This window comes from Desulfovibrio sp. Fe33 (assembly GCF_028532725.1).
GTDB lineage: Bacteria > Desulfobacterota > Desulfovibrionia > Desulfovibrionales > Desulfovibrionaceae > Pseudodesulfovibrio.
Window position 1 is genome coordinate 88,677 of record NZ_JAQKGU010000008.1, and the last position, 16,955, is coordinate 105,631.

The 16,955-nt window shown below is 62.8% G+C and carries 14 protein-coding genes; 9 read left to right on the plus strand and 5 right to left on the minus strand.

Annotation, left to right across the window (positions count from 1 at the left end):
* Positions 1–294: 294 nt before the first annotated feature.
* From PSN43_RS11450 to PSN43_RS11460, 3 genes are all read left to right on the plus strand, one after another.
* Positions 295–1,728, plus strand: coding sequence for a beta-barrel assembly-enhancing protease (locus tag PSN43_RS11450; RefSeq protein ID WP_272700859.1), 1,434 nt, complete (start codon positions 295–297; stop codon positions 1,726–1,728).
* Positions 1,729–1,794: 66 nt separating this feature from the next.
* The gene (locus PSN43_RS11455; protein ID WP_272700860.1) at positions 1,795–2,778 is read left to right on the plus strand and encodes a bifunctional riboflavin kinase/FAD synthetase; all 984 of its coding nucleotides are present in this window, start codon (positions 1,795–1,797) and stop codon (positions 2,776–2,778) included.
* A gap of 5 nt (positions 2,779–2,783) precedes the next feature.
* A complete protein-coding gene (locus tag PSN43_RS11460) occupies positions 2,784–4,673 on the plus strand; it encodes a chloride channel protein (protein ID WP_272700861.1) in 1,890 nt (629 codons plus the stop codon).
* A 7-nt stretch (positions 4,674–4,680) separates the two neighbouring features.
* On the opposite strand, the gene PSN43_RS11465 is transcribed toward PSN43_RS11460, so the two are convergent.
* Positions 4,681–5,850, minus strand: coding sequence for an ATP-binding response regulator (locus PSN43_RS11465; RefSeq protein ID WP_272700862.1), 1,170 nt, complete (start codon positions 5,848–5,850; stop codon positions 4,681–4,683).
* 95 nt (positions 5,851–5,945) lie between these two features.
* Between PSN43_RS11465 and PSN43_RS11470 the strand changes: the two genes are divergently transcribed.
* The 6 genes from PSN43_RS11470 (at position 5,946) to PSN43_RS11495 (ending at position 11,216) form a co-directional block, all read left to right on the plus strand.
* Positions 5,946–6,494 carry an O-acetyl-ADP-ribose deacetylase gene (locus tag PSN43_RS11470; RefSeq protein ID WP_272700863.1) on the plus strand — a complete coding sequence of 183 codons (549 nt, stop codon included), beginning with the start codon at positions 5,946–5,948 and terminating at the stop codon, positions 6,492–6,494.
* Between the two features lie 9 nt (positions 6,495–6,503).
* The gene (hslV, locus tag PSN43_RS11475) at positions 6,504–7,043 is read left to right on the plus strand and encodes an ATP-dependent protease subunit HslV (RefSeq protein WP_272700864.1); all 540 of its coding nucleotides are present in this window, start codon (positions 6,504–6,506) and stop codon (positions 7,041–7,043) included.
* A gap of 253 nt (positions 7,044–7,296) precedes the next feature.
* On the plus strand, positions 7,297–8,682 hold the full coding sequence (gene hslU / locus PSN43_RS11480; protein WP_272700865.1) for an ATP-dependent protease ATPase subunit HslU: 1,386 nt from the start codon (positions 7,297–7,299) through the stop codon (positions 8,680–8,682).
* Positions 8,683–8,694: 12 nt separating this feature from the next.
* The gene (locus PSN43_RS11485; RefSeq protein ID WP_272700866.1) at positions 8,695–9,516 is read left to right on the plus strand and encodes an agmatinase family protein; all 822 of its coding nucleotides are present in this window, start codon (positions 8,695–8,697) and stop codon (positions 9,514–9,516) included.
* A 75-nt stretch (positions 9,517–9,591) separates the two neighbouring features.
* On the plus strand, positions 9,592–10,992 hold the full coding sequence (locus PSN43_RS11490) for a sensor histidine kinase (protein ID WP_272700867.1): 1,401 nt from the start codon (positions 9,592–9,594) through the stop codon (positions 10,990–10,992).
* A 26-nt stretch (positions 10,993–11,018) separates the two neighbouring features.
* Positions 11,019–11,216, plus strand: coding sequence for a 4-oxalocrotonate tautomerase family protein (locus PSN43_RS11495; protein WP_272700868.1), 198 nt, complete (start codon positions 11,019–11,021; stop codon positions 11,214–11,216).
* A 13-nt stretch (positions 11,217–11,229) separates the two neighbouring features.
* Here PSN43_RS11495 and PSN43_RS11500 read toward each other — a convergent pair whose 3' ends face one another.
* The 4 genes from PSN43_RS11500 to PSN43_RS11515 all read right to left on the minus strand — a co-directional run bounded on the left by PSN43_RS11500 (position 11,230) and on the right by PSN43_RS11515 (position 16,918).
* Positions 11,230–13,335, minus strand: coding sequence for an acetate--CoA ligase family protein (locus PSN43_RS11500; protein WP_272700869.1), 2,106 nt, complete (start codon positions 13,333–13,335; stop codon positions 11,230–11,232).
* A 75-nt stretch (positions 13,336–13,410) separates the two neighbouring features.
* Positions 13,411–13,782, minus strand: a complete 372-nt coding sequence (locus tag PSN43_RS11505; RefSeq protein ID WP_272700870.1) for a hypothetical protein — start codon at positions 13,780–13,782, stop codon at positions 13,411–13,413.
* Positions 13,783–13,827: 45 nt separating this feature from the next.
* Positions 13,828–16,122, minus strand: coding sequence for a mechanosensitive ion channel domain-containing protein (locus tag PSN43_RS11510; protein WP_272700871.1), 2,295 nt, complete (start codon positions 16,120–16,122; stop codon positions 13,828–13,830).
* A gap of 70 nt (positions 16,123–16,192) precedes the next feature.
* Complete coding sequence (locus PSN43_RS11515) at positions 16,193–16,918, minus strand: MBL fold metallo-hydrolase (protein ID WP_272700872.1); 726 nt, start codon at positions 16,916–16,918, stop codon at positions 16,193–16,195.
* Positions 16,919–16,955: the final 37 nt, after the last annotated feature.

A 16,955-nucleotide genomic window follows, 5' to 3' on the forward strand; every position in this document is an offset into this window, starting at 1 on the left:
ATCAGGTGTTGAAAGCCGCTTTGCGGCAATTGTCGGGTGATTTCGCCTCCGGCGGGCAAGGGTTCGCACCCTTGCATCCCGTGTATGCGCCTTCGGCGCGGGCTTATCCGCTCCGCCGCGTTCTCCGGCTAAAGGGGGAATTACGTATATAGGGGTGTTTTTTCGGGGCTCTCATCGCGCCCGGGGGATGAAGAGGAAAAGCCAGTTTCCGAGAGGGGATGGCGTGCAAAGGGCGCGGATTGCGCCGCATCGGCCAATGGTTGCCTTAAGCCGACAAATGGTTACTATGGCGACATGCGTATTCCCTTCGGCTTATTTCCGGCCATGCTGGCCGCCCTGCTGCTGGTGTTGACCCCGGCCGCGACCGCCCGCGCCGACCTGCTGGGCAACAAGTTGACCCTGCGCGACGAGAACAAGATGGGCCGCGACTTCGACAAGATCATCCGGGCCCAGCAAAACATGGTGGGCGACACGTACATCACCGGCTACGTGAGCGAGGTGGTGGCAAGGGTGGTCACAGGCACACGGCCCATGCCGTTCCACGTCAAAAGCGCGGTCATCGCCAACCCGCTCATCAACGCCTTCGCCATTCCCGGCGGATACATCTACATCTTCACGGGATTGATCCAGTCCGTCGACACCGAGTCCCAACTGGCGGGCGTCATAGCCCACGAGTTGGCGCACGTTTCCCAGCGGCACGTGGTCAACCGCATTGAAAAGCAGAAGAAAATCGCCCTGCTCTCAACGGCCGGCATGTTGGCCGGACTGTTGCTGGGCGTTGCCGCCGGAGGGGACGCCGTCCAGGCGGGCCAGGCGATCGTGCTCGGCTCCCAGGGAGCGGCCACGGCGGCCATGCTTCATTATTCCCAAGAGGATGAGCGCGAGGCGGACCACGTGGGCCTGAACTCCCTGGTCAAGGCGGGATACAACCCCGAGGGAATGCCCCAGACCTTCCAGATCATGCTCAAGAACAAGTGGTACGACAACAGCGCGGCCATGCCGAGCTACCTGTCCACCCACCCCGGGACTGAGGAGCGCATCACCTACCTGCACGACCGCATCGCGCGAATGCCCAAGGAATTCCTCGACCGCAGGGACGACAATACCCGGCTGAAGCGTGTCCAGGTCCTGATCCGGTCGCGCATGTCCCCGGCAAACACGGCCCTCGCGTACTGGGACGACAAGAAGGAAAGCGACTACACGCCCATGGACTACGTTGGCCGGGGCATCACGCTGGAGCGGCTCAAGAAGATCGACGAGGCCGAAAAGGCCTTCACGACGGCCCTTTCCCTGGCCAAGGACGACCCCCTGGTGGTCCGTGAAGCAGGCATCTTCTTCTTCAAGACCGGACACCCCGACCGCGCCGTCGGCCTGCTGCAAAAGGCGGCCATCCTGGACAAGGACGACGCCATGGCCCTGTTCTACCTGGCCCGCCTCCAGGCCGAAGCCAAGCAATTCGGCCAGGCCGAGAAGAACATGCGCAAGGTCAACGAACTGGTGCCCGAAGACTGGGAAGTCCATCACCACCTGGGCATGATCCTCGGCGAGTCCGGGGACGCCTTCGGCGGGAACCTGCATCTGGCCTACGCCGCCGTCTATTCCATGAACCTCAAGCGGGCCAAGGAATTCATGAATCGAGCCGATTCGCTGGCGCAGACCCAGGAACAGAAGGACCGCGTCAAGGAGCTGGACGACGCCATCAAGGTCCGCACCGAGCTGGGCAAATAAGCGGCCCTTGTGCCCCGTGGGGTTTTGGCGTAGGTTGCACTTTTTTTACACAGGAACGCCCATAACATGATCGTCGCAAGGACCATTCAGGATATCCGGGACGTCATCGCCGGGTCATGCGTGACCATCGGCAATTTCGACGGAGTCCACAAAGGCCACCAAAAGCTCATCGCGTTGACCTGCGAGCGCGCCAAGGCCCGTGATCTTACCAGTGTCGTAGTTACTTTCGACCCGCATCCGCTGCGGGTGCTTCGCAATGACCGCACGCCGCCCTTCATCACTCTGACCGAGCAGAAGCTGGAGCTCATTTCCCAGTACGGGCCGCAGGTCTGCCTGCTGCTCGAATTCACCATGGACATGGCTCGCCTGTCCCCCGAGGAGTTCGTCAAGACCTACCTGGTGGACGGGCTGAACGTACGGGACATGATTATCGGCTACGACTACCATCTGGGCAAGGGCCGGGCCGGAAACTTCGAGACCCTTTGCGGCCTCGGCGACAAATACGGATTCACCGTGGACAGACTCGACCCCGTGACCATCGACAACGCCATAGTCTCCTCCACCCGCATCCGCGACCTGGTCCAGGCGGGCCACGTCTGGGCCGTGCGTCCCCTGCTCGGCCGATTCTACCAGGTCAAGGGTGAAGTGGTGCACGGCATGAACCGGGGCGGCAAACTCCTCGGCTTCCCCACGGCCAACCTCAAGCTGGTGGACGAGCTCTTCCCCAAGCTCGGCGTTTACGCCATCTGGGCCGAAGTGAACGGCGCGGTGTACGAAGGCGTGGCCAACATCGGCAGGAACCCGACTTTCGGCAACGACGCCATATCCGTGGAAGCGCATCTGCTCGACTTTTCCGGCGACATCTACGGAACCGATATCCGGGTCCATTTCGTGCAGCGCATCCGCGACGAGAAGAAATTCGGCAGCCTGGAAGAACTCAAGGACCGCATCGCCAAGGATACGGAGCTCGGCCGCCAGATTCTGGCCCAGCCCGAAGCGGCCATCAAACTGACCCACCCGGTTTTCGGCCGCGGCCCGGAGGTCCGGTAAGTCTCATGCCCTTCCTCCGCCTCATCAATTACTGGAAAGAATTCGTCAAATCCTACCGCACGGTGACCTCCTTCCGCTGGCTGGTCATCGGCGTGGTCGTCGGAGCCCTGTCAGGCCTTGTGGCCGTGGGCTTCTTCTGGCTTGTGGAGGCGGGCAAATTCTTCATCCAGCACAACTTGGCGGGCATCGTCTCTCCGGAACCGGCGGGCGAGGGAATTTTCGAAGGCCCGGCCGGGCAATACCGGCCCTGGGTCATCCCGGCATTCACCACGGGCACGGCCCTGCTCACCGGCTGGTTGGTCAAGACCTTCATCCCCGAGACCATCAACGGCGGCACGGACGGCACGGACGCGACCATCAACGCCTTCCACAACCAGGGCGGCATCATCAAGGCCCGCGTGGCCATCATCAAGGGACTGTGTTCGGTCCTGACCATCGCCTCGGGCGGCTCGGCCGGACGTGAAGGCCCCATCACGCAGATGGGAGCGGGCGTCGGCTCATGGCTGGCGAAACTCCTGGACATGTCCGCGAAGGAACGCCGGATGCTCCTGCTCTCGGGAGCGGCGGGCGGCCTGGGCGCCATCTTCCGCGCCCCGCTGGGCGGCGCCTTGACCGCCGTTGAGGTCATCTACCGCGAGGACTTCGAATCCGAGGCCATCCTGCCTTCGGTCATGAGTTCGGTGGTATCCTACTCCATTTTCACGTTCTTCTACGGCACCGATCCCATTTTCGCCATCCCGCGCTTCACCTTCCACGACCCGCGCGAACTGATCTTCTACGCCTTGCTCGCCTTTGTCTGCGCGGGCGTCGGCTGGCTCTACGTCAAGACCTTCTACACCATCAAATACCATGTCTTCTTCCCCCTCAAGGAGAAGATCGGCCTGGTCTGGTCCATGGGGCTCGGCGGACTGGCCATGGGACTGTTGGGCATCCTCTACCCCTATACCGCCACCAACGGCCTGGTTACAGGCGGCATCCTGTCCGGCGGTTACGGCTGGCTCGAACTGGCCATCCTCGGCCAGATTCCCGCCCTCGGCATGTGCTACATCATCATCGGCAAGACCCTGGCCACCTCCGTGACCATCGGCTCGGGCATGTCCGGCGGCATGTTCGCGCCCGCCCTGTTCGTGGGCGGCATGTCCGGCGGTTTGGTCGGCAAGATCGGCCACCACTTTTTCCCGAACATCGTCACGCAGCCCGGCGCGTACATCCTGGTGGGCATGGCCGCCTTCTTCGCCGGTGTCGCCAACGCCCCCATCGGCCCGCTCATCATGGTCACCGAGCTGACCCAGGGCTACGGCCTGCTTGCCCCGCTCATGCTCGCCTCGGCCCTGTGCATCGTGCTCGGACGCAATTACTCGCTTTACGAGCACCAGGCCGAAAACAAATTCGATTCTCCGGCCCACGCCGAAGACGCGACCATCAACATCCTGGAACAGATGCAGGTTTCGGACTTCTACTCCCCGGGTGACGTCATCGTCCTGGAGGAAGGCACCACCCTCAAGGCCCTGACCGACATCATCGCCAACTCGGACCAGTTCTACTTCCCGGTTCGCGGCGAGGACGGCAGCTATGTGGGCATGGTCTCCATCCACAACGTGCGCAACTGGATGTTCGAGGAGGATCTGCACGACCTGGTGGTGGTCCGCGATCTCATGTCGCGGCCGGTCTACGTCCGTCCGGACTACGACCTCTACCAGGCCCTGCTCCGCTTCGTGAACACGGACTACGGCCAGATTCCGGTGGTGTCCAAGACCGACACGTCGGACATCCTCGGCCTCATCAACCGCGACGACGTGTTTCTGGCCTATGCCGAGGCCATCGCCCAAGTGAAGCACGAAGGACAGGCCGAGGCCGCTTTGAGCGCGGAATTGCAGCCGCCCGCCAAGGGCTAGGACGCATTCAGGCCAGGGGCAGATCGAGCAGGACCGACGTTCCCGGCCCGCCGTCTTTTCGCGGAGACGCCGACGGGGACTGCACGAGCAGACTCCCGCCGTGCTCATCGCAGACGATCCGCTTTACTTTGGTGAGTCCCATTCCCACGCCCCGCGCCTTGGTGGTAAAAAAGGGATCGGTCACGTAGGGCAGTATCGCGCCGTCGATTCCCGGCCCGTCGTCGCTGACGCGAATGGTGTAGCGGCCCCGATCGGGGCTGGCCCAATCCCTCTCCGCGTCCGCTTCGCCGCGGATGGTCAAATGCACTTCCCCGTCCCCGCCGAACTCGAGGGAGTTGATCGCGATCTCCGCCAGGGCCATGACCACGATCCTCTCGTCCACGCGGACCAAAGAGGGCTGCAATGTCCTCTCCACACGCAGCCGCTCCGTCCCCCCGACGGCTTCCCGCGCACGCTCCAGGGCCGCCTCCACGAGGCCGTCCACCCGCACTTCGCGAAACGCGCCGGCCGACAAGGCGACGTACTCGCTGACCTCGCCCACAAGACTCTCCAGCCGAAAGCTGTCCTCGCGCACGGCCTCCGCGTAATCGGCCAGAGGACTGCCCTCGGGCGCCTTGCGCCGCAACAGGCCCGCCATGCCGCCGATGGACATGACCGGATTGCGGATCTGATGCGCCATGGCGGCGGCGAAATGCTTGAGGCTTTCCACCCGCTCCCGCTGGGCCTCGACAACCTCGACGGTCCTTTCCCTGACAAGTTCCTCCAGGGCCGAGTTCTGTCGCTGCAACTGCTCCCTGGCGAGCTTGAGATCGAGGTGCGTCCGGACCCTGGCCTGAACCACCGGCGGGCTGATGGGTTTGGTGATGTAATCCGAAGCGCCCAGGCGCAGCCCCCTGGCCTCGTCGTCCGGGGCGTCCAGGGAGGTCACGAAGATAACCGGGATGTCCTGCGTCGCCGGGTTTTCCTTGAGGCGGCTGCAAACCTCGTGGCCGCTCATGCCGGGCATCATCACATCCAGCAGAATCAGGTCGGGCCTCGGCTCGCCAGCGGCCCGTTCCAGGGCGAAGACCCCGTCCGTGGCCGCAAGCAGAGTGTACTGCGAATGCAGCGCCTCGATCATTATGGTGATGTTCTCGGGCTGATCGTCCACCAGCAGTATGGTTTCGGTCTTGCTCATAGCCTTCGGCATAACACGATCCAAAGGCCGCAGAAAGGTTTTCCGCCCTGAGCCCTCTTGCCATTTCACACAGAGGCCTTACCTTTCGTACCGTCATGCAGAACACATGGAGCGCAGGCCCCGGACGGCTCTCCGTCCGCGAAGGCGACATCACCCGGCTCACCGTGGACGCCATCGTCAACGCGGCCAATTCCGAACTGGCCGGGGGCGGCGGCGTTGACGGAGCCATCCATCGCGCTGCCGGGATCAACCGGCTCCAGACGGCCTGCCGGGCGATCATCCGGGAAATCGGTTCCCTGCCGCCCGGCGAAGCGGTCATCACCCCCGGTTTCGACCTGCCCGCGCCCCACATCATCCACACCGTCGGCCCCATCTGGCGCGGCGGCGGCCACAACGAGCCCGGCCTTCTCCGCAACGCCTACCGGAACTGCCTGCGGCTCGCCAATCAACACGACATCCGAACCTTGGCCTTCCCGGCCATCTCCTGCGGCGTCTACGGCTACCCGGTCGAGGACGCGGCGCGCATCGCGCTCACGGCCCTCAAGGAGGGACTTGAAACGGAGCTGGTGAACGAGGCGGTCATGGTCCTGCACGGCGAAACGGCCTTCCGAACCTGGTCGCGCGTCGCCGAAGCCATCCTGTAAGGAGAATCCATGGAACTCAGAGGAACCACCATCGTTGCGGTCAAGGACGACAACGGCACCGCCGTGGCCGGAGACGGCCAGGTGACCTTGGGCCAGAGCGTGGCCATGAAGCATACCGCCCGCAAGGTGCGGCGCATCTACAAGGACAAGGTCACCATCGGCTTCGCCGGGGCCACCGCCGACGCCTTCACCCTGTCCGAGCGTTTCGAGACCAAACTCGAAACGTACTCCGGCAACCTGCTCCGCGCCGCCGTGGAGCTGGCCAAGGACTGGCGCACGGACAAATACCTGCGCAAGCTCGAAGCCATGCTGCTTGCCGCCGACGGTGAACACATCCTGATAATTTCCGGCACCGGCGACGTCATCGAACCCGACGACGGCGTGGCGGCCATCGGCTCCGGCGGCTCCTACGCCCTGGCTGCGGCGCGCGCCCTGCAACAGAACACCGACCTCCCGGCCGAGGCCATCGCCCGCAAGGCCATGGAGATCGCGGCCGACATCTGCGTCTACACCAACAACCACATCACCATCGAGACGCAGGCGAAGTAGTTTTAGATAACGATGCGAGAGGAAAACTTTCGAGAAAGTTTCCCTCTCGCGCTCTCCCTTCAAAGCGTTTTGGGCCACGCCGCCTGGAAGGGACGGACACACGGAATGACGACATGGCGGCGTGGAGGCACGTCCTCGAAAGGACAGGCCATATAATCGAGAACACTCCCACGCCGACAGGCGTGCGATAAAAAGTTTTGGAGATTCTCAAGAACCTTTTCCAAAAGGTTCTTGAGCCGCCGGAGGCATCCACATGAGCAATCTGACACCCCGTGAAATCGTATCGGAACTGGACAAATACATCATCGGCCAGGAAGCGGCCAAGCGGATGGTGGCCATCGCCATGCGCAACCGCTGGCGCAGGCAGCAGCTCGACCCGGAGCTGCGTGACGAAATCGCTCCCAAGAACATCATCCTGATGGGCCCCACGGGTGTCGGCAAGACCGAAATCGCCCGCAGACTGGCCCGGCTGACCAACTGCCCGTTCTTCAAGGTCGAAGCCACCAAGTTCACCGAGGTGGGCTACGTGGGCCGCGACGTGGAGTCCATGATCCGCGATCTCATGGAGATCGGAGTGAACATGGTCCGCAAGGAGGAGACCGCAAAGGTCCGCATCAAGGCCGAAAAGAACGCCGAGGAGCGCCTCCTCGACCTGCTCCTGCCGGGCAAGAAGCCGCAGTCCGTCGGTCCCATGGGATTCTTCGCGGGCGGCCAGAACGGCGAGGTTGAGAAGATCGAACCGCCCAAGGAAGACAACACCCGCGAAAAATTCCGCCAGATGTTCCGCTCGGGCCAACTCGACGAACGCGAAGTCGAGATGGAGGTCACGGTCCAGAGCGGGGCCAGCGTGGAAATCATGGCCATTCCCGGCATGGAGGAAATGGGCTCAAACCTGCAAAACGCCTTTTCCAACATGTTCCCCGGCAAGCGCAAGGCCCGCAAAATGAAGATCAAGGACGCCTACCAACTGCTCATCGACGAGGAGGCCGACAAGCTCATCGACCCCGACACCGTCAACGAGCTGGCCCGCGAACGCGTGGAGCAGCAGGGCATCCTGTTCATCGACGAGATGGACAAGATCGCTTCGCGCCACGACCAGGGCGGGGGAGGCTCGGCCGACGTGTCCCGCGAAGGCGTGCAGCGCGACCTGCTGCCCATCGTGGAAGGCAGTGTGGTCAACACCAAGTACGGCATGGTCAAGACCGACCACATCCTCTTCATCGCGGCCGGAGCGTTCCACTTTGCCAAGCCGTCGGACCTGATCCCCGAGCTTCAGGGCCGCTTCCCCCTGCGCGAGGAGCTCTCCTCCCTGCACAAGGAGGAGTTCTACCAGATTCTGACCGAGCCGAAAAACGCGCTGACCGTGCAGTACAAGGCCCTGCTCAAGACCGAAGGCGTGGAGGTGGACTACACCAAGGAAGCGCTTGAGGAGATTTCGGCCATGGCCGAGAAGATCAACGAGGAGACCGAAAACATCGGAGCGCGCAGGCTCTACACCATCATGGAAAAGATCCTGGCCATCCTCTCCTACGAGGCCCCGGACAAATCCGGCAGCAAGGTCGTCATCGACCGCGATTACGTGGTGGCGCAGCTCGACCATGTGGTCGAGGATCGCGACCTGTCGCGCTACATCCTCTAGCTCCGAGCCGCCATGAAGCGCATCCCCGTCATCGGCATCCCCCTGGACCGCAACTCCTCATACCTGCGCGGCCCGGCAAAGGGACCGTTCTCCCTGGTGGAGGCGTTGCATTGCGATTCGGCCAACCTGTGGTCCGAGACCGGCCATTGCCTGGACGGTCTCCTGGACCACAGGGGCGCGCTCGGATTGGGCGACGATGCCGACGCGGCCTTCGCGATCATTGAGAAGGCCGCTGCCGAAGCGGCGGAAAACGGCGCGACGCCCATATTTCTCGGCGGGGACCACTCCGTGACCTATCCCCTGGTCAAAGGACTCCGCCGGACAACGGGCGATTTCGCCGTCCTGCATTTCGACGCCCACCCGGACTGCTACCACGAATTCGAAGGCAACCCGTATTCCCACGCCTGTCCGTTCGCGCGGATCATGGAGGAAGGGCTGTGCACCCGGCTCGTCTCGGTGGGTATCCGCACGGCCAACGGCCATCAGCGGGAGCAGAAGGAAAAGTTCGGCATGGAATGGCTGGAGATGCGCGACCGTCCGTCCTGGCCCAAGCTCGCCTTCGACACCCCGGTCTACGTCAGCGTGGACCTGGACGCCCTGGACCCGGCCTTTGCGCCGGGGGTCTCGCATCATGAACCGGGCGGGCTCCCCACCCGGGACCTGCTGGACATGCTCCACGCCCTGGACGCGCCCGTCATCGGGGCTGACATAGTGGAGTTGAATCCGGACAGGGACCTCAACGGGGTCACGGCCATGACCGGCGCGAAAATCCTGAAGGAGATCGCCGGAATGATGCTGTCGGCAGGCTCCGGCCGCGAAATTCTCTCGTTCTAATCCTCTTTGCCGAATCCGGCCCGTCTGCTATGTCCGAGAGAAAGAGGCCGCAACCGGCCAGGAGAGCTTGAGCACATGCCCGCACGCGGACGCAAGGACAACACTACCCGCATCCCTCCCGGAGGGCTGCGCTGGCTTATTTTCACCCGGCAGAGCCGGGGCAGGCACAGTTATCCCCTGCTCGGCATCCTGCTCCTGGCCGTATTCGGAGCAGTGGCTCTCCCCCTGCTCAATTCACTCGTCATCTATCCGGCATACACCAAAATACTGGTCGGGACCTTCGAGGATGCAGCGCGACGGCTGGCCGTGCTGACCATCCCTCCCTCCATAAAGCATACCCGCCTCAACCGGACGGTCCTGGACACGCCCCGGTTCCTGGCCGACGTCTACCGGCTGGAGACGGACTTCGGCCTGCTCAAGGTCAGGGTATTCTCGCCCGGCGGAACGATACTCTACTCCACCGACACGCAGGAAATCGACAACGTCGAATCAGGGCCGCTCTTCACCGACCTGGTGTCCAAGGGCAGGCGATACGCCCATCTCGGCGTCCTGCACAGCAAGCCCATTCACGGCCAGACCGTGACCATCGACACGGTTTCGGCCTTCGTTCCCCTCATGCGCGGCGGGGCCTTCCTCGGAGCCTTCGAACTCGTCTTCGACGTAACCGAGCCGAAACAGCAGTTGGACCGGTTCAACGCCTACGCCACGGCGGGCACCTTCGCCATAAGCTTCTGCCTGCTGGCGGCGGTCCTCGTCCTGATCCGCCAGGAAGCGGCCAAGGAGCACAACCGACGCCAGGCCGAGAAACTGCGCGAGGATGTGGACCAGATCACGCGGCACGACATCAAGTCCCCGCTCCTGGGAATGCTCAACGGCATCACCTACCTGGAGAATTTCACCAACGTGGACCAGGAACAGCAGGAGATGCTCAACGACATGCGCCATGCCGCCAACACCGGCATGGACCTGATAAACAGGTCCCTGGACCTCTACAAGATGGAAGCGGGCAACTACGACTACGCCCCTGCGGAAGTGGACATTCTGTCCGTGTGCCGACGGGTGACGAACGACCTGTCGGATCTGGCCCGGAGCAAAGGCGTGACCGTGCGGACCTTGTACGGGGACGCGCCGCTGGCTCCCGAGGACGTTCTGACCCTGTCCACCGAGGAAAACCTGTTCTACTCGGTGCTGGCCAATCTGGTGAAGAACGCCGTCGAGGCGTCGACATCGGATGATACCGTCGAGCTGCGTATTCGGGCCCGGGAGGAATTCACCGTGGCGGTGCACAACCCCGCACAGGTACCCGAGGCCATGCGCGCCAACTTCTTCGACAAATACGCCACCGCCGGGAAACGGACCGGCACGGGACTCGGCACCTACTCAGCCCGGCTCATGGTCGAGGTAATGGGCGGCCGCATCAACATGCATTCTTCCGAAGAAGGCGGCACCATCGTGACCGTCGCCCTTCCCCTTTGATACCGCCCCGGACAAGCGAGGTAACCATGCCGTTCGTCAACATCCGCATCACCAAGGAAGGCGCCACGGCCGAGCAGAAAAAACGGCTCATTCAGGGGGTGACCGACCTTCTGGCCGACGTGCTCGGCAAAAACCCGAAGACCACCTTCGTCATCATCGACGAGGTGGATACGGACAACTGGGGCATCGGGGGCGAAAGCGTCACCGAGCTCAGAAAGCGTTGACGGCGTCCGGAATCTAGACGCTCAGGGTCATGCGCACGTCGGCCACCATGGCCCGTTCGTGGTTGACCAGGACCGGGTTGAACTCGGCCTCGAGCACCTCGGGCAAATCCAGCGCCAGCCGGGACATGACCATGATGATCCGCTCAAGCTCGGTTAAGTTCACGGGCTTTTCGCCCTTGAGTCCCTTGAGCAGCATATAGGACTTGATCTCCCGCACGATCTCGAAGGCGTCCTGCCTGGACAGGGGCGCGAGCTTGAAGGATATGTCCTTCATTATCTCAACGTACACCCCGCCCAATCCGAACATGAGCATGGGGCCGAACTGCTCGTCCCGCTTGAAACCGATGATGACCTCGCGCACGCCGGGGGGCGCCATCTCCTGGACCAGGCAGCCCGCGATGTAGGCGTCGCGGCGCATACGCTGGGCGCGGGCCGTGATTTCCTTGAAGGATTCCTCGACCTCGACCGCGTTGTAGAGGTTGATCTTGACCCCGCCCACGTCGGTCTTGTGCGAGATATTCGGCGAGGCGATCTTGAGGACCACGGGATAGCCGATCTCGTCGGCCGCGGCCACGGCCTCCTCCGAGGTGCGGGCCAGCCGGGTCTTCGGAGTGGGCAGGTTGTAGGCTTCGAGGACATGCCGGGCTTCGAACTCGACCACCTCGGCCTGCCTGCGGCGCAAATGGTCGTCGATGACCCGGCGCACGGCCTCCATGTCCCGCTCGACCTCGGCATACTCCGGCTCCGGTCGATTTTTCCACAAATAATACTGATACATGGTCTCGATGGAGCTAACAGCCGGTTCCGGGAAGGCGTAGCACGGAACGCCCGCCTCCATGAGCATCCGCCTCGCCTCGGCCATCCGGCTCTTGCCCATGAAGCAGGCGAAAACCGGCTTGGACCACTTGCGGGCCGTGCGGATGACCGCTTCGGCGGCCTTTTCGATCTCCACCGAGGCGGTGGGCGTGAGCAGAACCAGGATGGAATGGACCATGGGGTCCTCGCCGATCACGTCCAATGTCTGGCGGTACCGCCTGGCGTCGGCGTCGGCCACGATATCCACCGGGTTGTAGAAAGCGGCGTAGCTGGGAAGAAATTCCTGGAGCTTTTCAATGGTCCGGGGCGACAGCTCGGCCATGGACAGCCGGGAACGGTCCGCCGCGTCGGCGGCAAGGATGCCCGGGCCGCCCGCATTGGTGACCACGGCGAGGTTCGGCCCCTTGGGCAAAGGCTGGCTGGAAAACGCCTGGGCCAGGTTGAACAGGCTGGCGACATCCCCGACGCGGATGACTCCGGACTGATGAAAGGCCGTCGTGTAGCTCTGGTCCGATCCGGCAATGGCCCCGGTGTGGGAAGAAGCCGCCTTGGCTCCCGCCGCCGTGGTGCCCGCCTTAATCATGATTACCGGCTTGTTCAGGCTGGCGCGCCTGGCCTGTTTGAGAAACTCCTCGCCGTGCTCGACGTTCTCGATGTAGCCGAGGATGACCTTGGTGGCCTCGTCCCGGTTGAGGTATTCGAGCATGTCCGCCTCGTCCAGGACCGCCTTGTTGCCCAGCGAGATGAACTTGGAAAAGCCGATGTTCGCGCCCAGCGCCCAGTCCAGGATGGCCACACACAGGGCTCCGGATTGGGAAAAGAACGCGATGGAGCCCAGGCCCGGCTGACCGCCGGAAAAAGAGGCGTTGACCCCGGCCGCGCCGTTTATCATTCCCAGGCAGTTCGGCCCGAGCAGGCTGATGCCATACTCTTCGCACGCCGCCTTGAGCGCCTGCTCCAGGTCATGGCCTTCCTTGCCCGCCTCCTTGAAACCGGCGGTGATGACGATGGCCGACTTGGTCCCGATGGCGCCGAGTTGGCGGACGGACTCCACCACGGCCGCGGGCGGCACTGAAATAACCGCCAGATCGAGGCCGCGCGGCAGGTCGTTGATATCGGTGACGACGGGCAGGCCCTCGATCTCCCCGCCCTTGGGATTCACGGGCAGAAGCTTGCCGGTGTAACCGGCCGAAAGCATGTTGGTCACGACGGTATGCCCCACCTTGCCGGGTGTGGCGGACGCCCCGATGACGGCCACGGCATCGGGGTAAAAGAAAGCTTGAAGGTTGTCCTTGGGGGTCAAAGGCTGGGCTCCTGATGGTGTGGTCAATGGCGATGGGCCACCCTAACTCGAAAGAGGCCGCAAGAAAAGCCGCGATCAACGCATGAGCCAGGTCACGGCGGCCTCTTCGCTCCCGAACACCCGATAGCTCAGGGAACGGTTCCGGTAGACCGTCTCACAGGCCCGGTAGCGCTCCAATTGGTCGGGATTGCACAGACATGCCGACCGGCCGCCCAGTATCTGGACGTTATGTCTTTCAAGGTGGTCGGCCACCTGAATGATGTCGTGCAGCTCCAAACGGAAATCAAGATCGCGCTCGTTCATGAGAAAACGAACGACGTTTGAATCCAGCCCCTTGTGCACCACGGCGCGTATCTTGCGCAACAACTCATTCGGCGTGGCGATCCTTCCGACGACCGTACCCACGACATATCCGTTGCGCGTCTCAAACGACAGGTCGAACGACATGACTCTTCCCTGACCGTGCCGAAGCGGACGCCCCGGCACGCCCATTTATTTCTTTTTCTTCTTGGCGGCCTTTTCGTCGGCCAGGATCTGGGAAGCGGCGGCCGCCACATGCGCCTCTTCCTCCGGAGTCAACCTCTCCCGCTCGGGGATATGCACGGAAACCCTGGGCTTGGCGAACTCGATGCCCGCTTCCGCGAAGTACTTGCGCATCTTGGCAAGGACCAGCTTGCGCAGCGTGAACTGCCCGCCCGGCTTGGTCATGAACTTGACCCGCATACGCATACCGTATTCTTCCATGGCCTTGACGCCCTGGCTCTTGATATCCGAAAGCATGAACTCATTGAGTTCCGGCACCGCCCTGACTTCCTTGTTGATCTTCTTGATGATCTTCTTGATCTCGCCCAGGTCCGTGTCGAACGGGACCAGGTATTGCAGCTTCATCACCGCCCAATCGCGGGTCATGTTCTGGACTTCTTTGATGGAGCCGAACGGGATGGTGTACAGCGGCCCGAGATGATGCCGCAACTTGAAGGAGCGGACCGATATTTCCTCCACCGTGCCCATGGCGTTGCCCACAATGATGTAGTCTCCCACCCGGAAGGCGTCGTCCATGAGGAAAAAGATGCCTGAAATGATATCCTTGACCAGGGTTTGAGCGCCGAAGCCGATGGCAATGCCGAAGACCGACGCGCCCGCGATGAGCGGCCCGATGTCCACGCCGAGGGACGAGATGATTATCAGCACGGTAATCACGGAAATGCCCACGAAGATGAACTTCTTGACCAGTTGCAGCAGGGTGGAAAAACGGTCGCCGCCGGGGCCCCCGCCTCCTTCGCCCTCGCCGTGGCCATCTTCGCGCTTTTCCTTGGCCTTGAGCCGCTTCTCGATATACCCGGAAATGAAGACCCAGAAAATATAGGCCAGAACCAACGTAAGCAGGATGTCTATGCCCGCCCCCACCGTGGCCGTTCCGAATGCCAGGTTGACGCCCCATATTTTGAGCAGCAGGAAAGCGGCTCCGGCCAGCACCAAAATGCGGAAACCAAGAGAGAGGAATTGCTGGAATTTTCCGATACGAACCACGCCATCCACAGGCGAATCTCCGTCCGCATCATCCTCGGGGGCGTCCGCCAGCCCCACCGCGAAACCGACCAGCCGTTGGCAGGCCCAGTCCACCAGCAGGTAGGAGGGCACCAGGAGCAGGGTGTAAATGCCGGTAAGCATCGCGCCTTCGCCGAATACGAGCAGGGCCAGCACCCAGAAAAACCAGAAACCCATGGCGTAGACGATGACGCCCACATGCCACGCCCCGGCCAGTTGATGACGCAGGGATTGGGGCGGCACGGCCCTGCGGATGGCCTCTGCCACCCGCCGCTTGTTCCACAGGGCGAGCAGGCTGACCATGGCGGCCACCACGAATCCGGTCCCCGCCACGATGAGCAGGTATACGAGCTCGCTGCCCCGGGCCATGTTCACCAGGGAACTGCACAGGATGCCGACGGCCACCACCCAGGCGGCGCGCATGGTCCACTTGTAAAGATACTGGGCCACCTCGTCGCCCAAGGGCAAAAGCCGGATAGCCCCCATGCCCGGGGCAAGAACGAACCGTGCGGCCAACCGGATGACCTCCACCACAAGCATGGCCGCGAGCCAGACGAAGATGACCGGACGCCCCTTGTCCGGCTCGTTGAAGATCATGAGGTAGGGAATCAAGGTAATCAGCGCGACACACGACACGGCCAGCAGGCCGAAGGCTCCCCGCAACAACAGCCGCCCGAACTTGATCGGCAGGGAAACGCCCCCTTCCACATCCTCGATGCGGACGCGCAGCCCGGCCATGCGGCGGAACACGAACCAGCGAGCGAGAAACCAAAGCACCGTGACCGCGAGCAGGCCGATGCCCAGCTCTCCAGGCCGGCGCGCATCCCCGCCCAGCAGGGATTTGCGAAATGTTTCAGGCAGCAGCCTGGGGGCCTGGGCCGCGCCGGAAAAGAGATATGCGAAGCGCTCCCGGACCTTCTGGACGAACTGCCGGGCCTCGACGATGGCTCCGGCCACGCCGCCGGGACCCGGCTCCGGCGCGGGCGGCGTCGCGTTCCTGCGCAATTCCTCGATGAGCAGACGGCGCACCTGCTCGTCGCTCATGGAAGCCAGAATGGCGTTGAGCTGATCCGCGGTGGCGTCGGGAGGAATACCCGCCTCGTGGGATTTTTCCCCGACGGAACCGCCGGAACCGGCGAGAAGCATGGCCGACGACGAATTGCCGGATGCGAGGCCGGGTACGGCCAGATGGCAGAACAGGCACAGGACCACGACAAGAAACATGGTTCGTTGAGGCATGACGTCCCCCGCAAGAGTTGACCGAACAGTTACTTTTGCACTTCTAGCAAGCGCTCTAAATAGTTGTAAACTAAAAATAGAACTGCATCGAATCCCCCATTCCGGAGTAGGAAAACAATCGGGAGCCGCCCGATTCCGCATCGCCCGCCAAAACGGAAAACGCCGAGACGTCGCCGAAGGCGTGCATGGGCACGAACACGGACGCATTGATGATTCGGCGCGCCTTCAGGCCCCCGGCCAGATTGTCGAGCCTGGGATCGACATCGGCAAAGGCCACGTGCGGCCTGAAATCCCGCGCCCGCTCCATGGCCTCCCTGAAAAAACGTTCAGTAAAGGCCGCCTCGCGAGACGACGCGCCGGGCCAAATCCATTCGGCCAGGTCGCCGCCGTAGTAGAAACGAAAGCCCCCGTCTTCCACCAGGAAGGCCACCCCCAGATCGTTGGACATCAGAGTCTCCACGGCCATGCCATCGAAAACGCGGGCCTCGTCGGGCTCGATCAGGAGCGTTTCGCCGTTCCCCGGGAGAGCCTCGGGCCTGAGCTCGCCCACGTCGTCCGAAATGACGTAGCGCACCCGCGCGGCAGCGCCCGTCACCGAGCCGAGGTTCCCGTTGCAATGGTCTCCGTGGCCATGGGAGATGAATACGGCCAGATCAGCGCCGGACACGATCCGGCGGACCAGATCCCCCGCGCCCTCGGGCAAATGCTCGTCCTCGGGGTAATCGAACAGGAAGGTGCGCCGGTCCGTCCGCATGACAAACGCGTTGTGATGGATATAGATGATTTCGCACTGCATGGCCGGCCCCGTGTTTCCCCCACGTAGCACAAAGCGC

Excerpts from the sequence above, each read along its gene's own strand:
- PSN43_RS11485 (WP_272700866.1), top strand. The coding sequence starts at position 8,695 with ATGAAGCGCATCCCCGTCATCGGCATCCCCCTGGACCGCAACTCCTCA.
- hslV (WP_272700864.1), top strand. The coding sequence starts at position 6,504 with ATGGAACTCAGAGGAACCACCATCGTTGCGGTCAAGGACGACAACGGC.
- PSN43_RS11460 (WP_272700861.1), top strand. The coding sequence starts at position 2,784 with ATGCCCTTCCTCCGCCTCATCAATTACTGGAAAGAATTCGTCAAATCC.
- PSN43_RS11490 (WP_272700867.1), top strand. The coding sequence starts at position 9,592 with ATGCCCGCACGCGGACGCAAGGACAACACTACCCGCATCCCTCCCGGA.
- PSN43_RS11515 (WP_272700872.1), bottom strand. The coding sequence starts at position 16,918 with ATGCAGTGCGAAATCATCTATATCCATCACAACGCGTTTGTCATGCGG.
- PSN43_RS11450 (WP_272700859.1), top strand. The coding sequence starts at position 295 with ATGCGTATTCCCTTCGGCTTATTTCCGGCCATGCTGGCCGCCCTGCTG.
- PSN43_RS11465 (WP_272700862.1), bottom strand. The coding sequence starts at position 5,850 with ATGAGCAAGACCGAAACCATACTGCTGGTGGACGATCAGCCCGAGAAC.
- hslU (WP_272700865.1), top strand. The coding sequence starts at position 7,297 with ATGAGCAATCTGACACCCCGTGAAATCGTATCGGAACTGGACAAATAC.
- PSN43_RS11505 (WP_272700870.1), bottom strand. The coding sequence starts at position 13,782 with ATGTCGTTCGACCTGTCGTTTGAGACGCGCAACGGATATGTCGTGGGT.
- PSN43_RS11510 (WP_272700871.1), bottom strand. The coding sequence starts at position 16,122 with ATGCCTCAACGAACCATGTTTCTTGTCGTGGTCCTGTGCCTGTTCTGC.
- PSN43_RS11495 (WP_272700868.1), top strand. The coding sequence starts at position 11,019 with ATGCCGTTCGTCAACATCCGCATCACCAAGGAAGGCGCCACGGCCGAG.
- PSN43_RS11470 (WP_272700863.1), top strand. The coding sequence starts at position 5,946 with ATGCAGAACACATGGAGCGCAGGCCCCGGACGGCTCTCCGTCCGCGAA.
- PSN43_RS11455 (WP_272700860.1), top strand. The coding sequence starts at position 1,795 with ATGATCGTCGCAAGGACCATTCAGGATATCCGGGACGTCATCGCCGGG.